We start from the raw sequence: 21,696 nt of genomic DNA, 5'->3' as shown, positions 1-21,696 counted from the left end.
CCGGGCCCGGCCGTACGGTCCGGCTCAGTCGAGCCGGTCGAAGATCGCGAACAGATCCTCGTCACTGGCGGCTTCGAGGTCCTCGTCGGACACGTCCGCCGTACCCGCGGCTCCGGTGGAACCGCCTGCCGCCTCGGCCGCCTTCAGGAGTTCCCGCAGGCGTACGGCGATCCGGTCCCGGGCCTCCTCGTCGGACGCCGCGGACTCGATGGCCGCGTCGAGACCGGCGAGTCCGGCCAGCACCGAGTCGGCGGGCGACGCCTTGTCGACCGCGAGCTCGTCGCACAGGTGGCGGGCGAGCGCGATCGGCGTGGGGTAGTCGAAGACCAGCGTGGCCGGAAGCTTCAGGCCCGTCGCCTCACGCATCCGGTTGCGCAGTTCCACCGAGGTGAGCGAGTCGAACCCGGCGTCCTTGAACGCCGTCTCCGCCCGCACGCCCTCCAGCCCGGAGTGCCCGAGCACGACCGCGATCTGAGCACGCACCAGGTCGAGCAGCAGAGCCTCCTGCTCCGCCGCACCGAGCCCGGCCAGCCGGTCGGTCAGCTGCCCGCGGTCGTCGCCGACCGCCGCCGCCTGCGCCTGCTGCCGGCCGACGCGCACCAGGCCGCGCAGCAGGTGCGGAACCCCGCCGCCTGCCGCCGCCTCGGCGCGCGCAGCCCGTACGTCCAGCTTGACCGGCACCAGCAGTGCCTGCCCGGAACCCAAGGCCGCGCCGAACAGCTCCATGCCCTCGGCCGGCCCCAGTGCCGTGATGCCCCCACGTCCCTCACGCCGGCTCATCTGAGCCTTGGTGAGGTCGTCGATGGTGTCCCCCAGGTTGGTGGCCGTGTCCCACGGCCCCCAGGAAAGCGACAGACCATGCAGGCCGGCCGCTCGCCGGTGGGCCATCAACCCGTCCAGGAAAGCATTCGCCGCGGCGTATCCGCCACTACCAGCTCCCATAAAGACTGACGACGCGGAGGAGTAGACGATGAAGGCGTCGAGGTCCGTACCGCGGGTCAGTTCGTCGAGGTGCTGCGCCGCGTCGACCTTCGGCGCGTACACCTTCGCGAGCTTCTCCGGGGTCAGCGTCCCGACCACTCCGGCGTCGAACACACCGGCGGTGTGGATGACTCCGGTCAGGGGGTGTGCGGCCGGCACGGATGCCAGCAGCGCCTCCACCTGGGCGCGGTCGGACACGTCGCAGGCCACCACGGACACCGTGGCGCCCTGCTCGGTGAGTTCGGCGACCAGGTCCGCGACGCCCTCGGCGTCCGGGCCCTTCCGGCTGGCCAGCATCAGGTGGCGCACGCCCTGCCGGGTGATCAGGTGGCGGGCGGCCAGTGCGCCCAGCGAGCCGGCGCCGGAGACGAGGACGGTGCCTTCCGGCCGGAAGACCGCGGCGCCGTCCGTGGCCTCACCGGCGACCCGGGCGAGCCGGGGGACGGAGAGGGCGGTGCCGCGGACCGCGACCTGCGGCTCGCCACCGGCCAGTACCGCACCCAGCACCAGTTCCACGTTGCCTTCGGCGGCCGGGTCGGTGTCGAGCAGGACGATCCGGTCGGGGTTCTCCGACTGGGCGGCGCGCACCAGACCCCACACGGCCGAGCCGGCCGGGTCGGTGACCGTACCGTCACCGGCGGGAACCGCGCCACGGGTCAGGACGACCAGCCGCGACTCCTCCAGCCCCGTCCCGGCCAGCCACGCCTGGACGACCTCCAGCACACGGGAGGACAGCGCCAGTACGGCGTCCTCGCCGTCGCCGCCGACCGCGTCCAGGACGGCCGCCGCCGGGACGCCGAGGCCCGAGGCCGCGTCGTCAGCCAGGGCCGCCACGTCGTCGGCGCCGCCCACCGGCACCCACCAGGGGGACGGCTCCAGGCCCGCGTCCGGGGTCAGCTCGGTCCATTCCACGCCGAACATGAAGGAGCGGCTCTCGTCCGCCGCCGCAGCGTCCAGCTGCTCGACGGACACCGGCCGGGAGACCAGTGAGTCCATCGTCACGACCAGGGCGCCGGTCGCGTCGGCTGCCTCGACCGACAGCGCGTCGGGGCCGGCCGGTGCGACGCGTACGCGCAGTGCGGAAGCACCGGCGGCGTGCAGCACGAGCCCGTTCCAGGCGAACGCCAGGACCGGTTCGCGGGTTTCGTCCTCGGCCGCGCCCGCCGCCGCACCGAAGGTGCCGGCCTGGAGGGCCGCGTCGAGCAGCGCGGGGTGGATGCCGTACTTGTCGGCCTCCTTGCGCTGCTCCTCGGGCAGGACGATGTCGGCGAAGACCTCGTCGCCGCGGCGCCATACGGACCGCACGCCCTGGAAGGCGGGACCGTAGTCGAACCCGCTCTCGATCAGATCGGCGTAGAGGTTCCCGGCGTCGACCGGCTGGGCGCCGGCCGGCGGCCAGGCGGCGAAGTCGAATCCGGTACCGCCCGCGGGGGCCGATGCCGACAGCATTCCGGTGGCGTGCCGCGTCCAGATGTCCACGCCGTCCTCGTCGACGACGGCGTCCTCGCGCTGGGAGTAGACCTCCACCGTGCGCGAACCGTTCGCGCCCGGTGCGCCGACGGCGACCTGGACGCGTACCCCGCCGTGCTCGGGCACCACCAGCGGCGCCTCGATCACCAGCTCCTCCAGGACCCCGCAGCCGGCCTCGTCACCCGCGCGGACCGCGAGTTCGAGCAGTCCCGTACCCGGGAGGAGGACCACGCCGCCGATCGTGTGGTCGGCCAGCCAGGGGTGCGTGCGCAGCGACAGCCGCGAAGTGAAGACCAGACCGTCGGACTGCGGCAGCCGTACGACCGCACCCAGCAGCGGGTGATCGGCGCCGGCCAGTCCCAGGGAGGCGGCGTCGGTGGCCGACATCCCGGGCTGGAGCCAGTAGTGCTGGTGGTCGAAGGCGTACGTCGGCAGCTCCACGCGCGCCGCCTGCTGCGGCAGGACAGCGGTCCAGTCCACGGCCACTCCGCGGACGAACAGCTCGGCCATGGAGGCGTACAGGCGGCGCAGACCGCCGTCGTCGCGCCGCAGCGAACCGGTCACGATCGCGTCGGTGCTGCCGGCGCTTTCGACGGTCTCGGTGATCGGCTGGACCAGCACCGGATGGGCACTGACCTCGACGAACACCCCGTGACCCTGCTCGGCCAGCTCGGCCACGGCCGGGCCGAACCCCACCTGACCGCGCAGGTTGCGGTACCAGTAGTCACCGTCGAGGACATCGGCTTCCTCCACCCACGCGCCGGTCACGGTGGAGTAGAAGGGGACCTTCGGCTCCAGGGCGACGACTCCGTCCAGCGCTTCGGCGAGCGCGTCGCGGATGTCCTCGACGTGCCGGGTGTGCGAGGCGTAGTCCACCGCGACCCGGCGCACCCGGACACCCTCGGCCGACAGGGCCTCCAGAGCCTCGTCCAGCGCCTGCGCGTCACCGGCGATGACCACCGACGACGGGCCGTTGACCGCGGCCACCTCGACGCGGTCCGCCCACGGCTCCAGCCGGGCGAGCGCCTCGTCCGCGGTCAGCGCGACCGACGCCATGCCGCCGCGCCCGGCCAGGTCCTTGGCGATGGCCTGGCTGCGCAGCGCGACCACGCGCGCCGCGTCCTGCAGGGAGAGCGCGCCCGCCACACAGGCGGCGGCGATCTCACCCTGCGAGTGGCCGAGCACCGCGTCGGGCTTGACCCCGGCCGACTCCCAGACCGCCGCCAGACCCACCATCACCGCGAAGCTCGCGGGCTGGAGGACGTCGACCCATTCCATGAGCTCGGGTGCGGTCTCACCGCGCAGCACCGCCGTCAGCGACCAGTCCACCCACGGCTCGAGGGCAGCCGCGCATTCGGCGATCCGCGCCGCGAACACCGGGGAGGCTTCGAGCAGTTCACGCCCCATGCCCGCCCACTGCGAACCCTGGCCCGGGAACACCCAGACCACCTTGCCGGGAGCACCCGGACCGTCACTGCCGACCACCACGCCGGGAGCGTTCTCTCCCCGCGCCAGTGCCCGCAGCCCCGGCAGGGCTTCCTCGGCCGAGTCGGCCACGACGACCGCTCGCTCGCCGAAGACCGTACGGTCCGACACCAGCGCCCCGGCCACATCGGCGAGCGACACCGCGTCGGCGCCCTCGGCGCCCTCGGTGCCCGCCACGAGCTCCGCGAGCCGCTCGGCCTGACCCGCGAGCGAACCGGCGCTGCGCGCCGACACCACCAGCGGTACGACGCCCGAGGGCGCCTGCGCTGCGGCGGCGGCCTCGGCCGGCGCCTCTTCCAGGATCAGGTGCGCGTTCGTGCCGCTGATGCCGAACGAGGAGACGGCGGCGCGGCGCGGACGGCCGCCCCGCGGCCAGTCCCGGGCCTCGGTCAGCAGCTCGATGGCGCCCTCGGTCCAGTCCACCTGGGTGGTGGGCTCCTCCACGTGCAGCGTGGGAGGCATGACCTCGTGACGCAGGGCCTGCACCATCTTGATCACACCCGCCACACCGGCGGCGGCCTGCGAGTGGCCGATGTTCGACTTCAGGGAGCCCAGCCACAGGGGCTGCTCCGCGTCGCGGTCCCGGCCGTACGTGGCGAGCAGGGCCTGGGCCTCGATCGGGTCGCCCAGCGCGGTGCCGGTGCCGTGCCCCTCGACCACGTCCACGTCGGACGGGACGAGACCCGCGCTGTCCAGCGCCTTGCGGATCACGCGCTGCTGCGAGGGACCGTTCGGGGCGGTCAGGCCGTTGGAGGCGCCGTCCTGGTTCACGGCGCTGCCGCGCAGCACCGCCAGCACCCGGTGACCGCGCTCACGCGCCACCGACAGCCGCTCCAGCAGCACCACTCCGACGCCCTCGGACAGCACCGTGCCGTCCGCGCCGTCCGCGTACGCCTTGCACCGGCCGTCGCCGGCCAGGCCGCGCTGCCGGGAGAAGGCCGTGAAGCCGCCGGGCGAGGCCATGACCATCGCGCCGCCGGCGAGCGCCATCGAGCACTCGCCCTGGCGCAGGGCCTGCGCCGCCAGGTGCATCGCGACCAGCGAGGAAGAGCAGGCCGTGTCCACGGTGACGGCGGGGCCTTCGAGGCCCAGCACGTACGAGACGCGGCCCGAGGCCACGCTCGACACCGATCCGGTGACCGCGAAGCCTTCCAGCTCGGGCGCGTCCGCGCCGACCCCGTAGCCCTGGCCGGACACTCCGGAGAACACTCCGACCTCGGTGCCCTTCAGCGAGACCGGGTCGATCCCGGCGCCCTCCAGCGCCTCCCAGGACGTCTCCAGCAGCAGTCGCTGCTGCGGGTCCATGGCGAGGGCCTCACGCGGCGAGATCCCGAAGAACCCCGCGTCGAACTGCGCGGCGTCGTGCAGGAATCCGCCCTTGCTCGTGTACGAGGTGCCCGCGCTGTCGGGGTCCGGGTCGAACAGGCCGTCCAGGTCCCAGCCGCGGTCGTCGGGGAAGGACGACACCGCGTCCCGGCCCTCGGACACCAGGCGCCACAGGTCCTCCGGACCCGTCACGCCACCGGGCAGACGGCACGCCATGCCGACGATCGCCAGCGGTTCGCCCGCATCGGCCACGACGGACGCGGACACCGCGGACGCCGGGGCCGGAACGGAACCCGAAGCCGACGCGGGGGCCACGTCGCCGAACTCCTCGCGCAGGTAGCGGGCGAGGGCCAGCGGGGTCGGGTAGTCGAAGACCAGAGTGGCCGGAAGCTTCAGGCCGGTCGCCTCGCGCAGCCGGTTGCGCAGTTCCACCGAGGTCAGCGAGTCGAAGCCGACGTCCTTGAACGCCATCTCGGCCCGAACGCCCTCCGGCCCGGCGTGCCCGAGCACGACCGCGGCCTGGGCCCGCACCACGTCGAGGAGCAGGGTGTCCTGTTCCGCCGCGCTGAGCCCGCCCAGACGGCCGGCCAGCCCGCCTTCGGTGGTGGCCGCCGCCCGGGCGGCCTGCCGGCCGGCCCGTACGAGGCCGCGCAGCAGGTGCGGGACTCCCCCGCCGGATCCGGCCTGGCCGCGCAGCGTCTTCAGGTCCAGCTTGATCGGCACCAGCAGCGCGTGGTCCGTGTGCAGGCCGGCGTCGAAGAGGTCCAGGCCCTCCTCCGCCGTGATCTCCAGCACGCCGCTGCGGCTCGCGCGGGCCTGGTCGACGCTGCTGAGGTTCGCGGCCATGCCGAGGGTCCGCTCCCACAGGCCCCAGGCGAGCGAGAGGCCCGGCAGGCCCGCCGCGCGACGGCTCGACATCAGGCCGTCGAGGAAGGCGTTCGCCGCCGCGTAGTTGCCCTGGGCGCCACCGCCGAACACGCCCGCGACGGACGAGTAGACGACGAAGGCGTCGAGGTCGAGGCCGCGGGTGAGCTCGTCGAGGTGACGTACCGCGTCCACCTTCGGCGCGAACACCGCCGCCAGCCGCTCCGGGGTCTGCGCCGCGATCACGCCGTCGTCGAAGACACCGGCGGTGTGGACGACACCGGTGAGCGGGTGCTCGGCGGGCACGGATGCCAGCAGCGCCTCCACCTGGTCGCGGTCGGACACGTCACAGGCCACCAGCGATACGGCGGCACCCTGTTCGGTGAGTTCGGCGACGAGGGCTTCGGCGCCCTCGGCACCGGCGCCCCGACGGCTCGCGAGGACCAGACTCCGTACGCCGTGCCCGGTGACCAGGTGACGGGCCACGAGGGCGCCCAGCGCCCCGGTGGCGCCCGTGACCAGGACCGTGCCCTCGGGTCCGAAGACCGCGGGGGCGTCCGTGGCCCGACCGGCGGCCCGGACGAGCCGGGGGACGGAGAGGGCCGTGCCGCGCACCGCGACCTGCGGCTCGCCGCCGGCCAGTACCGCAGCCAGCACCGGCTGCACATCGCCGTCACCGGCGGGGTCGGCGTCGATCAGCACGATCCGGTCCGGGTTCTCCGCCTGCGCGGCCCGCACCAGACCCCACACCGCCGAACCGGCCGGATCGCTCACCGCGTTCGCCGCACCGGCGGGAACCGCACCGCGGGTCACCACGACCAGCTGCGACTCCTCCAGCCCCTCTGCGGCGGTCCAGGCCTGCAGGACACCCAGTACGCGGGAGGACAGCGCCAGTACGGCGTCCTCACCCTCGCCGCCGACCGCCTCCAGGACCGCCACGGCGGCTCCGGTGCTCTCGGCCAGGGCCTCCACATCGGCGGCCGTGGCGACGGGCGCCCACGACGGCGCGGACTCCACGGCCTCGGCCGGCGTCAGCTCGGTCCACTCCACGCCGAACAGCGCATCGGCGACCGCGGTGTCCGCGGCCGTCTCCAACTGCTGGGCGGACACCGGCCGGGAGACCAGTGAGTCCATCGTCACGACCAGGGCGCCGGTCGCGTCGGCTGCCTCGACCGACAGCGCGTCGGGGCCGGCCGGTGCGACGCGTACGCGCAGTGCGGAAGCACCGGCGGCGTGCAGCACGAGCCCGTTCCAGGCGAACGCCAGGACCGCCTCGCCGGACTCCCCGTCCGCCGTGTCGGCCGGACCGGCGAAGGTGCCGGCCTGGAGGGCCGAGTCGAGCAGCGCCGGGTGGATGCCGAACCGGTCGGCCTCCTTGCGCAGTTCCTCGGGCAGGACGACCTCGGCGAAGACCTCGTCGCCGCGGCGCCACACCGCCCGCAGACCCTGGAACGCCGGGCCGTAGCCGAACCCGCGCGCGTCGAGGTCGGCGTAGAACTCCCCGACCTCCACGGCCTGGGCGCCGGCCGGCGGCCAGGCGGCGAAGTCGAACGCCTGCCCCGTGCCCTGCGCCGCCGCGACGGCGAGCATGCCGGTGGCGTGCCGCGTCCAGGCGTCCGCGCCGTCCTCGTCGACGACGGCGTCCTCGCGCTGGGAGTAGACCTCCACCGTGCGCGAACCGTTCGCGCCCGGAGCGCCGACGGCGACCTGGACGCGTACCCCGCCGTGCTCGGGCACCACCAGCGGCGCCTCGATCACGAGCTCTTCGAGAACGCCGCAGCCGGCCTCGTCACCGGCGCGGACCGCGAGTTCGAGCAGTCCCGTACCCGGGAGGAGGACCACGCCGCCGATGGCGTGGTCGGCCAGCCAGGGGTGCGTGCGCAGCGAGAGCCGCGAGGTGAAGACCAGGCCGTCGGACTGCGGCAGCCGTACGACCGCGCCCAGCAGCGGGTGATCGGCGCCGGCCAGTCCCAGGGAGGCGGCGTCGGTGGCGGACTCGCCGGGCTGGAGCCAGTAGTGCTGGTGGTCGAAGGCGTACGTCGGCAGCTCCACGCGCGCCGCCTGCTGCGGGAGCACAGCGGTCCAGTCCACGGCCACACCGCGGACGAACAGCTCGGCCATGGAGGCGAGCAGGCGGCGCAGACCGCCGTCCTCGCGCCGCAGCGAACCCGTGATCACCGGGTCGGTGTCGCGGTCGGCGTTGTCGACCGTCTCGGTGATCGGCTGGACCAGCACCGGATGGGCGCTGACCTCGACGAACACCCCGTGACCCTGCTCGGCGAGGTGCGCCACGGCCGGACCGAAGCCCACCTGACCGCGCAGGTTGCGGTACCAGTAGTCACCATCGAGAACATCGGCGTCCTCGACCCAGCTGCCCGTGACCGTCGAGTAGAACGGAACCTGCGGCGCCTGAGCACCGATCCCGGCCAGCGTCTCGGCCAGTGCCTCGCGAATCGCTTCGACGTGCCGGGTGTGCGAGGCGTAGTCCACCGCTACCCGACGCACCCGGACACCCTCGGCCGACAGGGCCTCCAGGGCCTCGTCGAGCGCTTCGGCGTCACCGGCGACGACCACGGAGGACGGGCCGTTGACGGCCGCGACCTCGACCCGGTCGGCCCACGCCTGGATGCGTACGACGGCCTCGGCCTCGGACAGCGCGACCGAGGCCATACCACCCCGACCCGCCAGATCCTTGGCAATCGCCTGACTGCGCAACGCCACCACACGCGCCGCGTCCTGGAGCGACAGCGCACCCGCCACACACGCGGCCGCGATCTCACCCTGCGAATGACCCAGCACCACATCCGGCTTGACACCGACCGAGGTCCACACCGCCGCCAGGCCGACCATCACGGCGAAGCTGGCGGGCTGGAGGACATCGACCCGCTCGATGAGCCCGGGATCGGCGTCACCGCGCAGCACGTCGATCAGCGACCAGTCCACGAACGGGGCCAGAGCCGCAGCACATTCGGCGATCCGCTCCGCGAACACCGGCGAAGCGTCCAGCAGTTCACGGCCCATGCCCGCCCACTGCGAACCCTGACCCGGGAACACCCACACGACCTTGCCCGGCTTGCTCGAACCGGCCGCGCTGCCGGAGACCGCTCCGGCCGCGTTCTCGCCTCGCGCCAGGGCCTGGAGCCCGGCCAGCGCCTCCTCGTTCGTACCGGCGACCACCACTGCGCGGTCGCCCAGCAGTGCGCGGTCCGAGAGCAGAGACCCGGCCACATCCGCCAGCGACACCGCGTCGGCGCCCTCAGTGCCCTCGACGAATGCCGCCAGCCGTCCGGCCTGGCCGGCCAGCGAACCGGCGCTGCGCGCCGACACCACCAGCGGCACGACACCCGCGGCAGGGGCGGCCTGCGCCTCATCGGCGGAAACCTCCTCGGCGGGCGCCTCCTCCAGGATCAGGTGCGCGTTCGTCCCGCTGACGCCGAACGCGGACACGCCGGCCCGGCGCGGACGGCCGCTCTGCGGCCACTCCCGGGCCTCGGTCAGCAGCTCCACCGCGCCCGCCGACCAGTCCACCTGCGGGGTGGGCGAGTCGACGTGCAGCGTCGCCGGAAGCACTCCATGGCGCAGCGCCTGCACCATCTTGATCACACCGGCCACACCGGCAGCCGCCTGCGTGTGACCGATGTTCGACTTCAGCGAACCCAGCCACAGCGGCTGCTCCGGGTTCCGGTCGCGGCCGTACGTCGCGAGGATCGCCTGCGCCTCGATCGGGTCGCCGAGCGTCGTGCCCGTTCCGTGCGCCTCGACCGCGTCCACGTCGGACGGGGTGAGACCGGCTCCGGACAGTGCCTTGCGGATGACCCGCTGCTGCGAGGGACCGTTCGGCGCGGTCAGGCCGTTGGAGGCGCCGTCCTGGTTGACGGCGCTGCCGCGCAGCACCGCCAGCACCCGGTGACCGCGCTCACGCGCCACCGACAGCCGCTCCAGCACCACCACACCGACACCCTCGGCCCAGCCCGTGCCGTCGGCCGCCGACGAGAACGCCTTGCACCGGCCGTCCGCGGCCAGGCCCCGCTGCCGGGAGAACTCCACGAAGGCACCGGGCGTCGCCATGACGGTCGCGCCGCCGGCGAGGGCCATCGAGCACTCGCCCTGGCGCAGCGCCTGCGCCGCCAGGTGCATCGCGACCAGCGACGACGAGCACGCCGTGTCCACGGTGACCGCCGGTCCTTCGAGACCCAGCACGTACGAGACGCGCCCCGAGGCCACGCTCGACAGCGTCCCCGTGACCCCGAAGCCCTCGGCCTCCGGCGCGTCCGCGCCGGCCCCGTAGCCCTGGGTGGACGTCCCGGAGAACACGCCGACGTCGCTGCCCTTCAGCGAGACCGGGTTGATGCCCGCCGCCTCCAGCGCCTCCCAGGACGTCTCCAGCAGCAGCCGCTGCTGCGGGTCCATGGCGAGGGCCTCACGCGGCGAGATCCCGAAGAACCCCGCGTCGAACTGCGGTGCCTCGTGGAGGAATCCGCCCTGGCTGGTGTACGAGGTACCCGCGTGGTCGGGGTCCGGGTCGAAGAGCCCCTCCAGGTCCCAGCCGCGGTCGGCGGGGAAGGACGTCATCGCGTCCCCGCCCTCGGACACCAGGCGCCACAAGTCCTCCGGCCCCGCAACGCCACCCGGCAAACGGCACGCCATGCCCACGATCGCTATCGGCTCGCGGGAAGCGCCGAGGAGTTGGCGGTTCTGCTTCTTCAGCGAACCGACCTCTTCGAGCGACTTCCTTAGCGCCTCGACGACCTTTTCATACGACGCACTCACTTAACTGCCCCAATCATTTCGCGGTTTCGAAGGACTTCAGTCGCCGAGCGCCATCTGAACGAGATCGTCGACGTCGAGATCGGCGATCGCCGCTTCGTCGTCGGCCTCGTCGGAAGCACCGATTTCCAGTTCGCCGTCGCCGAGGGCGACCAGCTTGACCAGGGCATCCATCAATCCGGCTTCCCGGAGCCGGGCCAGCGGGAGAGTGGCGAGTGCGTTCCGCAGCCGCTCCTCGTCCACTTCCGAGTCCGTCGAGCCGCCGTCCGGGAGCAATGCGTGGTGCAGGTGCCGGGCAAGGGCCAGCGGGGTCGGGTAGTCGAAGATCAACGTGGCCGGAAGCTTCAGGCCGGTCGACTCGCACAGCCCGTTGCGCAGGGCCACCGAGGTGAGCGAGTCGAATCCCGCTTCCTTGAACGCCGTTTCCGCGCCCACTCCGTCCGGCCCGGCGTGGCCGAGCACGACGGCGGCCTGGGCGCGGACCAGGTCCAGGAGCAGCTCCTCCTGCTCCGGCGCGGTGAGCCCGGCCAGGCGGCGGAGCAGCCCGCCGTCCGTGGCGGACGCCGTCCGCGCCACCTGTCGGCCCGCTCGTACCAGGCCGCGCAGCAGGTGCGGGACTTCCCCGCCGGCCGCCGCCTGGCTGCGCAGGGTCTTCAGGTCCAGCTTGATCGGCACCAGCAGTGCCTGACCGGAGCCGACGGCGGCGTCGAAGAGCTCCGTGCCCTCCGCGGCCGCGAGCCGCAGTCCGCCGGTGCCGGCGGTCTGCTGCCACTGGCCCCAGGCGAGCGCGAGGCCCGGCAGGCCCGCCGCGCGACGGCCCGACATCAGGCCGTCGAGGAAGGCGTTGGCCGCGGACTGGTTGCCCTGACCGGCCGACCCCATGAGCGAGGCGGCGGAGGAGAAGACGACGAAGGCGTCGAGGTCCAGGCCCCGGGTCAGCTCGTCGAGGTGGCGTACCGCGTCCGCCTTCGGGGCGAACACCGTTGCCAGCCGCTCCGCGGTCAGCGCGGTGATCACGCCGTCGTCCGATGCACCGGCGGTGTGGACGACGCCGGTCAGCGGGTGCGTGGCCGGGACCGAGGCCAGCAGGGCCTTCACCTGGTCGCGGTCGGAGACGTCGCAGGCCGCCACCGATACGGCGGCGCCGTGCTCGGCGAGTTCGGCGACCAGTTCGTCCACCCCCTCCGCGGCCGTACCGCGACGGCTCGCCAGCAGCAGGTGCCGGACGCCGTGCCGGGTGACCAGGTGACGGGCCACCAGGGCGCCCAGCGCGCCGGTGCCGCCCGTGACCAGGACGGTCCCTTCGGTGCCGAACACCGCGGGGACGTCGGGGACTTCGCCGCCGGCCCGGACGAGCCGGGGCGCGGAGAGGGCCGCGCCGCGGACCGCGACCTGCGGCTCGCCGCTCGCGAGCACCGCACCGAGCACCAGTTCCACGTTGCCTTCGGCGGCGGGGTCGGTGTCGATCAGGACGATCCGGTCGGGGTTCTCGACCTGTGCGGCCCGGACCAGGCCCCACACCGCGGATCCGGCCGGGTCGGTGACCGCGCCGTCGCCGGCGGGCACCGCACCCCGGGTCGCCACGACCAGCCGCGACTCCTCGAATCCGGCCGCGGCCAGCCACGCCTGCACCACGGTCAGTACGCGGGTGGACAGGGCCAGGGCCGCATCGTCGGCGTTGCCGCCGACCGCTTCCAGCAGCGCCACCGCCGGCACTTCGGTGCCCGCGGCCAGGGCCGCCACGTCGTCGGCCGTGGCCACCGGCACCCACCACGGAGAGGGGTCGGCGCCGTCGGACAGGGCCAGTTCGGCCCAGTCCACCGCGTACAGCGAGTTGGCGACCGCCGTATCGGCCGCGGTGTCCAGCCGCTCGGTGGACACCGAGCCGGACACCAGGGAGTCGATCGTCAGGACCAGGCCGCCGGTCTCGTCGGCGGCCTCGACGGACAGCGTGTCCGGACCGACCGGGGCCAGCCGCACCCGCAGCGCCGAAGCACCGACCGCGTGCAGGACGAGGCCGTTCCAACCGAGCGGCTGCCTCAGCTCACCGGACTCCTCCACCGCAGCACCCGCCACCGCGGCCTGCACGGCAGCGTCCAGCAGCGCCGGGTGAACCCCGAACCCATCGGCTTCCTTGCGCAACTCCTCGGGCAGCACGACCTCGGCGAAGACCTCCTCACCACGGCGCCACACCGCCCGCACACCCTGGAACGCCGGACCGTACGCGTAACCACGCCCCAGCAGACCGGAGTAGAACTCCCCGACCTCCACCACCTGCGCACCGGCCGGCGGCCACGCGGCGAAGTCGAACCCGCTACCGACGACGGCACCGGCCGACTCCGACAGCACACCCGTCGCATGCCGCGTCCACACTTCCGCACCAGCCGCGTCCTCACGCAGCGAGTACACCTCCACCGTCCGCGAACCGGCCTCACCCGGACCACCGACCGCGACCTGAACCCGCACACCACCCAACTCCGGCACCACCAACGGCACCTCGACCGAGAACTGCTCGAGAACACCGCACCCGGCCTCGTCGCCCGCGCGCACCGCCAGCTCCACCAGTCCGGTGGCCGGGAGGAGTGCAACGCCGCCGATCGTGTGATCGGCCAGCCACGGGTGGGACCGCAGCGAGAGCCGCGAGGTGAAGACCAGGCCGTCGGACTGCGGCAGCTGCACGACCGCGCCCAGCATCGGGTGGTCGGCCGTCACCTGCCCCAGGGACGCGGCGTCGGTGGCCGACTCGGCCAACTGGAGCCAGTAGTGCTGGTGGTCGAAGGCGTACGTCGGCAGCTCCACGCGCGCCGTCGACCGCGGCACGAGGGCCGTCCAGTCCAGCGCGATGCCGCGGACGAACAGTTCGGCCATGGAGGCGTACAGGCGGCGCAGGCCGCCGTCCTCGCGCCGCAGCGAACCGGTCACCACGACATCGGCGTCGGTGGTGTCGACGGTCTCGGTGATCGGCTGGACCAGCACCGGATGGGCACTGACCTCGACGAACACCCCGTGACCCTGCTCGGCGAGGTGCGCCACGGCCGGACCGAAGCCCACCTGACCGCGCAGGTTGCGGTACCAGTAGTCACCATCGAGGACGCCGGCGTCCGCCACCCAACCGCCGTCCACGGTCGAGTAGAACGGAACCGTCGGCGCCTGAGCACCGATCCCGGCCAGCGTCTCGGCGAGAGCCTCGCGGATGTCCTCCACGTGCCGGGTGTGCGAGGCGTAGTCCACCGCGACCCGGCGCACCCGGACACCCTCGGCCGACAGGGCCTCCAGGGCCTCGTCGAGCGCTTCGGCGTCACCGGCGATCACGACGGAGGACGGGCCGTTGACGGCCGCGACCTCGACCCGGTCCGCCCACGCCTGGATGCGTACGACGGCCTCGGCCTCGGACAGCGCGACCGAGGCCATACCACCCCGACCCGCCAGATCCTTGGCAATCGCCTGGCTGCGCAACGCCACCACACGCGCCGCGTCCTCAAGCGACAGCGCACCCGCCACACACGCGGCCGCGATCTCGCCCTGTGAATGACCCAGCACCGCATCCGGCTTGACACCGGCCGAGGTCCACACCGCCGCCAGGCCGACCATCACGGCGAAGCTGGCGGGCTGGAGGACATCGACCCGCTCCATGAGCCCGGGCTCGGTCTCACCCCGCAGCACATCAAGCAGCGACCAGTCCACGAACGGATCCAGAGCCGCAGCACACTCCGCGATCCGCTCCGCGAACACCGGCGAAGCGTCCAGCAGTTCACGGCCCATGCCCGCCCACTGCGAACCCTGACCCGGGAACACCCACACGACCTTGCCCGGAGCACCCGAACCGGCGCTGCCCGAGACGGCGGCGGCCGAGCCCTCGCCGCGGGCCAGGGCCCGCAGCCCGGCCAGGGCCTCGTCGCCCGAGCCGGCCACGACCACCGCACGATCACCGAAGACCGCACGCTCCGTGAGCAGCGCCCCGGCCACATCCGCCAGCGACACCGCGTCGGCGCCCTCGGCGCCCTCGATGAACGCCGCGAGCCGCTCGGCCTGGCCGGCCAGCGAACCGGCGCTGCGCGCCGACACCATCAGCGGCACGACACCCGTGGCAGGGGCGGCCTGCGCTTCATCGGCGGAAACCTCCTCGGCGGGCGCCTCCTCCAGGATCAGGTGCGCGTTCGTCCCGCTGATGCCGAACGAGGAGACACCCACCCGGCGCGGACGGCCGCCCCGCGGCCACTCCCGCGCCTCGGTCAGCAGCTCGATGGCGCCCTCGGACCAGTCGACCTTCTTCGAGGGCTCTTCCGCGTGCAGCGTGGCGGGCATGACCCCGTGTCGCAGCGCCTGCACCATCTTGATCACACCGGCGACGCCCGCGGCGGCCTGCGTGTGACCGATGTTCGACTTCAGGGAGCCCAGCCACAGCGGCTGCTCCGGGTTCCGGTCCCGGCCGTACGTGGCCAGCAGCGCCTGCGCTTCGATCGGGTCGCCCAGCGCGGTGCCGGTGCCGTGACCCTCGACCACGTCGACTTCGGACGCGGAGAGACCCGCGCTGTCGAGGGCCTTGCGGATGACGCGCTGCTGCGAGGGGCCGTTCGGGGCCGTCAGGCCGTTGGATGCACCGTCCTGGTTGACGGCGCTGCCGCGCAGCACCGCCAGCACCCGGTGACCGCGCTCACGCGCCACCGACAGCCGCTCCAGCACCACCAGGGCGACGCCCTCGGACAGCACCGTGCCGTCCGCGCCGTCACCGTACGCCTTGCACCGGCCGTCGCCGGCCAGGCCGCGCTGCCGCGACATGCCGAGGACTCCGATCGGCGATCCCATCACGGCGACACCGCCGGCGAGGGCCATGGAGCACTCGCCCTGCCGCAATGCCTGCGCCGCGAGGTGCATGGCCACCAGCGAGGAGGAGCAGGCCGTGTCCACGGTGACCGCCGGACCCTCGAAGCCGAAGGCGTAGGACACGCGGCCGGAGGCCACGCTTCCCGCCGTGGCGGTCGTGACGAAGCCCTCGAGCTCGGCGGGCACGTTGGTGAGGGACTCGACGTAGTCGTGGATGGAGACGCCGGAGAAGACGCCGATGTTGCTGCCCTGGGCCGCGGTCGGGTCGATGCCCGCCCGCTCCAGCGCCTCCCAGGAGGCCTCCAGCAGCAGGCGCTGCTGGGGGTCCATGGCGAGGGCCTCGTTCGGCGAGATGCCGAAGAAGCCCGCGTCGAACTGCGCGGCCTCGTGGAGGAATCCGCCCTTGGTGGTGTAGGAGGTGCCCGCGCTGTCGGGGTTCGGGTCGTAGAGGCCCTCCAGGTCCCAGCCGCGGTCGTCGGGGAAGGCGGTCATGCCCTCGCGGCGTTCCTGGAGCAGCTGCCACAGGTCCTCGGGACCCGCGACTCCGCCCGGCAGGCGGCAGGCCATGCCGACGATCGCGATCGGCTCGTCGGGGTCGGCGGCGGCGATCACGGCGGTCGAGGCGGGGGTGGTGCCGTCCGCCGCTTCGCCGAGCTCCTCGCGCAGGTGACGGGCGAGGACCACCGGGGTGGGGTAGTCGAAGATCAGCGTGGCCGGCAGCTTCACGCCGGTGGCCGCGCTCAGCCGGTTCCGCAGCTCGACGGCGGTCAGCGAGTCGAAGCCGATGTCGCTGAAACCGCGGGTGCCCTGCGCCAGTTCGGGGCCGCTGAAGCCCAGTACGGCGCTCGCCTCGTCCTGGACGATGGTCAGCAGGATGCTCTCCTGCTCGGCCTGGGGCAGCCCGGCGAGGCGGCGGACCAGTCCGCTGCTGTCACCGGCGGACGCCCGGGCCGTGCGCCGGCCCGCGCGGACCAGGCCGCGCAGCAGGTGCGGGACTCCCCCGCCTGCCGCCGCCTGGCTCCGCATGGTCTTCAGGTCCAGCTTGATCGGCACCAGCAGTGCCTGGTCGGCGTGCAGGCCGACGTCGAGGATGTGCAGGCCCTCGGCCGGCGTCATCGCCAGTACGCCGCCACGGCTCATGCGTGCCTGGTCGACGGCGCTGAGGTGCGCGGTCAGGCCGTTGGTCTGCTCCCACAGGCCCCAGGCCAGCGACAGACCCGGCAGGCCCGCCGTGCGGCGGCCGGCCATGAGGCCGTCGAGGAAGGCGTTCGCCGCCGCGTAGTTGCCCTGGCCGGCCGACCCCATGAGCGAGGCGGCGGAGGAGAAGACGACGAAGGCGTCGAGGTCCAGGCCCCGGGTCAGCTCGTCGAGGTGGCGTACCGCGTCGACCTTCGGCGCGAAGACGCCGGCCAGCCGCTGCGGGGTCAGGGTCGCGATGACACCGTCGTCCAGGACGCCGGCCATGTGCACCACACCGGTCAGGGGGTGCTCGGCGGGCACCGAGGCCAGTACGGCCTCGACCTGCTCGCGGTCGGAGACGTCGCAGGCCGCCACCGATACGGCGGCGCCGTGCTCGGCGAGTTCGGCGACCAGTTCGTCCACCCCCTCCGCGGCCGTACCGCGACGGCTCGCCAGCAGCAGGTGCCGGACGCCGTGCCGGGTGACCAGGTGACGGGCCACCAGGGCGCCCAGCGCGCCGGTGCCGCCCGTGACCAGGACGGTCCCTTCGGTGCCGAACACCGCGGGGACGTCGGGGACTTCGCCGCCGGCCCGGACGAGCCGGGGCGCGGAGAGGGCCGCGCCGCGGACCGCGACCTGCGGCTCGCCGCCGGCCAGCACCGGACCCAGCACCGTGCGCAGGACGGTTTCGGCCGGGTCGGCGGACGCCGGGTCGGTGTCGATCAGGATGATCCGGTCGGGGTTCTCGGCCTGGGCGGCGCGCACCAGACCCCACACGGCCGAGCCGGCCGGGTCGGTGACCGTACCGTCACCGGCGGGAACCGCGCCACGGGTCAGGACGACCAGCCGCGACTCCTCCAGCCCCGTCCCGGCCAGCCACGCCTGGACGACCTCCAGCACACGGGAGGACAGCGCCAGTACGGCGTCCTCGCCGTCGGCTGCGGCGACGGCCCGCAGGACCGCGACCGCGGGGGCAGCCGCGCTCCCGGCCAGGGCCGTCACGTCGTCGGCGCCGGCCACCGGCGCCCACGACGGCGCGGGCTCCGTGCCCTGGGCGGCGGGCAGCTCGGCCCACTCCACCCCGAACAGGGAGTCGCGGCTCTCGTCTCCGGCCGCGGCGCCCAACTGGTCGGTGGACACGGGCAGGGACACCAGCGAGTCCATGGTCAGGACCATCTCGCCGGTCTCGTCGGCGGCCTGGAACGACAGCGCGTCCGGGCCGCAGGGGGCGACGCGCACCCGCAGTGCGGAGGCGCCGACGGCGTGCAGCAGCAGCCCGTTCCACGCGAACGGCAGCACCTGGCGGTCGTCGTCCGGGTTGGCGAAGGCGTTCGTGTGCAGCGCGGCGTCCAGCAGCGCCGGGTGCATGCCGTACTTGCCTGCTTCCTCGCGCTGCTCCTCGGGCAGGACGGCCTCGGCGAAGACCTCGTCGCCGCGGCGCCACACCGCACGCAGACCCTGGAACGCCGAGCCGTAGGCGTAGCCGCGCTCGAGGAGATCGGTGTAGAAGGTGCCGATCTCGATCGGCTCCGCGCCCGCCGGCGGCCATGCGGCGAAGTCGAACGCCTTCGCCGGCGTCCGCTTCGCCGAGGACTCGCCGAGCAGGCCGGTGGCGTGGCGCGTCCAGTCGCTCGTACCGCCCTCTCCGGCGGCGTCCTCGCGCTGGGAGTACACGTCCACCGTGCGCGATCCGGTCGCGTTCGGGCTGCCGACCGCGACCTGGAGCCGTACCCCGCCCTGCTCGGGCAGGACCAGCGGTGCCTCGATCACGAGTTCTTCGAGGACTCCGTAGCCGAACTCGTCGCCGGCGCGGACCGCGAGGTCGACGTACATCGTGCCGGGGATGATCACCACGCCGCCGATGGCGTGGCCGGCGAGCCACGGGTGGGTGCGCAGCGAGAGCCGCGAGGTGAAGACCAGGCCGTCGGACTGCGGCAGCTGCACCACCGCACCCAGCAGCGGGTGGTCGGCGCCGGTGAGACCCAGCGACGCCGCGTCGGTGACCGAGCCGCCCATCTCGATCCAGTAGTGCTGGTGGTCGAAGGCGTACGTCGGCAGGTCCACGCGCCGGGCGGCGGCTCCGCCGGGCAGGACCGGGGTCCAGTCCAGTGCGACACCGCGGACGAACAGCTCGGCCATCGAGGCGTACAGGCGGCGCAGGCCGCCGTCCTCGCGGCGCAGCGAACCGGTGACGACCACGTCGGTGGCGGTATCGGCCTTGTCGACGGCCTCGGTGATCGGCTGGACCAGCACCGGGTGGGCACTGACCTCGACGAACACGCCGTGGCCCTGCTCGATCAGCTCGGACACGGCCGGGCCGAAGCGGACCTGGCCGCGCAGGTTGCGGTACCAGTACGCGGCGTCGAGTACGTCGGCGTCCTCGACCCAGGTGCCGGTGACGGTGGAGTAGAACGGGATCTTCGGGGCCCGCGCGCCGACTCCGGCGAGCGCCTCGGCGAGGGCGTCGCGGATGTCCTCGACGTGCCGGGTGTGGGAGGCGTAGTCCACGGCGACCCGGCGGATCCGGACGCCCTGGTCCTCGAGGGCGTCGAGCGCGTCGTCCAGCGCCTCGGCGTCTCCGGCGATGACCACGGAGGACGGCCCGTTGACGGCGGCGACCTCGACCCGGTCCGCCCAGCGCTCCAGGCGGGCGACGGCTTCGTCCTCGGTCAGCGCGACCGAGGCCATGCCGCCGCGGCCGGCCAGCTGCCGGGCGATGGCCTGGCTGCGCAGGGTCACGACGCGGGCGGCGTCCTCCAGGGAGAGCGCACCCGATACGCAGGCGGCGGCTATCTCGCCCTGGGAGTGGCCGAGCACCGCGTCGGGCTCGACGCCGACGGACGACCACACGGCGGCCAGACCGACCATCACGGCGAAGCTCGCCGGCTGGAGGACGTCGACCCGGTCGAGGAGTTCGGGCGCGGCGTCGCCGCGCAGCACGTCGATCAGGGACCAGTCGACCCAGCGCTCCAGCGCGGTGGCGCACTCGGCGATCCGGGCGGCGAACACCGGGGAGGAGTCGAGCAGTTCACGGCCCATGCCCGCCCACTGCGAGCCCTGGCCGGGGAACACCCAGACGACCTTGCCCGGGGTGCCGGAACCGGTCACCACGCGGGCCGCGTTCTCCCCGCGCGCCAGGGCCTGGAGCCCGGCCAGCGCCTCTTCGTTCGAACCCGCGAGCACCACCGCGCGCTCGCCCAGTACGGCGCGGCCGGCGACGAGCGTCCCGGCCACGTCGGCCAGCGGCACCTCGGCGGCGTCCTCGACGAACGCCGCCAGCCGGCCGGCCTGCGCCGACAGCGAGGTGGCGGTCCCGGCCGACACGACGAGCGGCACCACGCCGGACGGCTGCGAGGCCTGGTCCCGGGCGGGCTCCGCGTCCTCGGCGGGCGCCTCTTCGAGGATCATGTGCGCGTTCGTGCCGCTGGCTCCGAAGGCGGAGACGCCGGCCCGGCGCGGACGGCCGGTCTCCGGCCACTCGCGCGCCTCGGTGAGCAGTTCGACGGCGCCCGCCGACCAGTCGACCTGGGGGGTGGGCGCGTCCACGTTGAGGGTCTTGGGGAGGGTCTTGTGCCGCAGCGCCTGGACCATGTTGATCACGGCGGCCACGCCGGACGCCGCCTGCGTGTGCCCGATGACGGACTTGACCGAGCCGAGCCACAGCGGCTGCTGCGGGTCGCGGCCCTGGCCGTAGGTGGCCAGCAGCGCCTGCGCCTCGATCGGGTCGCCGAGCACGGTGCCCGTGCCGTGGCCCTCGACCGTGTCCACGTCGGACGGGGAGAGCCCGGCGCTGTCGAGGGCCTTGCGGATGACGCGCTGCTGGGAGGGGCCGTTCGGGGCGGTCAGGCCGTTGGACGCGCCGTCCTGGTTCACGGCGCTGCCGCGGATGACGGCCAGGACCTGGTGTCCGCGTTCGCGCGCCACCGACAGCCGCTCCAGCAGGACCACGCCGACGCCCTCGGCCCAGCCGGAGCCGTCGGCGCCGGCGGCGTAGGACTTGCAGCGCCCGTCGAAGGCGAGGGCGCGCTGCCGGGCGAAGCCGACGAACCCGCCCGGGGTCGCCATGACCGTCGAGCCGCCCGCGAGGGCCATCGAGCACTCGCCCCGGCGCAGCGCCTGCGCGGCGAGGTGGATCGCGACGAGCGAGGAGGAGCACATGGTGTCGACCGTCACCGCGGGGCCTTCGAGCCCGAGGGTGTAGGAGACGCGACCGGAGGCGACGCCGCCGGCGGTGCCGAGGGCGCGCTCCAGGCTGAGGTAGCCCTCGAACCCGCTGAGGTCCGGCGCGTAGTCCTGGTGGACGACTCCGGCGAACATGCCGATGTCGCTGCCCCGGACGGAGTGCGGGTCGATGCCGGCCCGCTCGAAGGTCTCCCAGGACACTTCGAGCAGCTGGCGCTGCTGGGGGTCCATGGCCAGGGCCTCGCGCGGGGAGATCCCGAAGAACCCGGCGTCGAACTGCGCCGCGTCGTGCAGGAAGGCGCCCTCGCGGACGTACGTCGTCCCCGGGTTGTCGGGGTCCGGGTGGTAGAGGCCCTCGACGTCCCAGCCGCGGTCCTCGGGGAACGTGGAGTAGACGTCGGTGCCCTGGGACACCACCCGCCAGAAGTCCTCCGGGCCGCGGATCCCGCCGGCGTAGCGGCAGGCCATGGACACGATCGCGATGGGCTCAGAGGCTGCCGCGACGAGTGTGCTGTTCTCCTGCTGAAGCCGGGCGTTCTCCTTCAGCGAGGCACGCAGTGCCTCAACGACCTGCTGGTCGGGCGCCGACATATCCATCCTCCACGATTCGTTCACAGG

Annotated in this window: 2 protein-coding genes; both read right to left on the bottom strand. The window is 73.8% G+C overall.

Annotated features, from left to right (window positions below; all coding sequences use genetic code 11):
• Window positions 1–24 precede the first annotated feature (24 nt).
• Window positions 25–10,896 carry a type I polyketide synthase gene (locus ACTVZO_RS30225; protein ID WP_443301327.1) on the bottom strand — a complete coding sequence of 3,624 codons (10,872 nt, stop codon included), beginning with the start codon at window positions 10,894–10,896 and terminating at the stop codon, window positions 25–27.
• Between the two features lie 36 nt (window positions 10,897–10,932).
• Window positions 10,933–21,693: an SDR family NAD(P)-dependent oxidoreductase gene (locus tag ACTVZO_RS30220; RefSeq protein ID WP_443301326.1), complete on the bottom strand. Its 10,761-nt coding sequence runs from the start codon at window positions 21,691–21,693 to the stop codon at window positions 10,933–10,935.
• Window positions 21,694–21,696: the final 3 nt, after the last annotated feature.

Origin of the sequence: Streptomyces sp. IBSNAI002 (assembly GCF_052244475.1) — a bacterium.
GTDB lineage: Bacteria > Actinomycetota > Actinomycetes > Streptomycetales > Streptomycetaceae > Streptomyces.
Note: the sequence above shows the minus strand (reverse complement) of the source record. Positions and strands in the feature narration are given on the sequence as shown.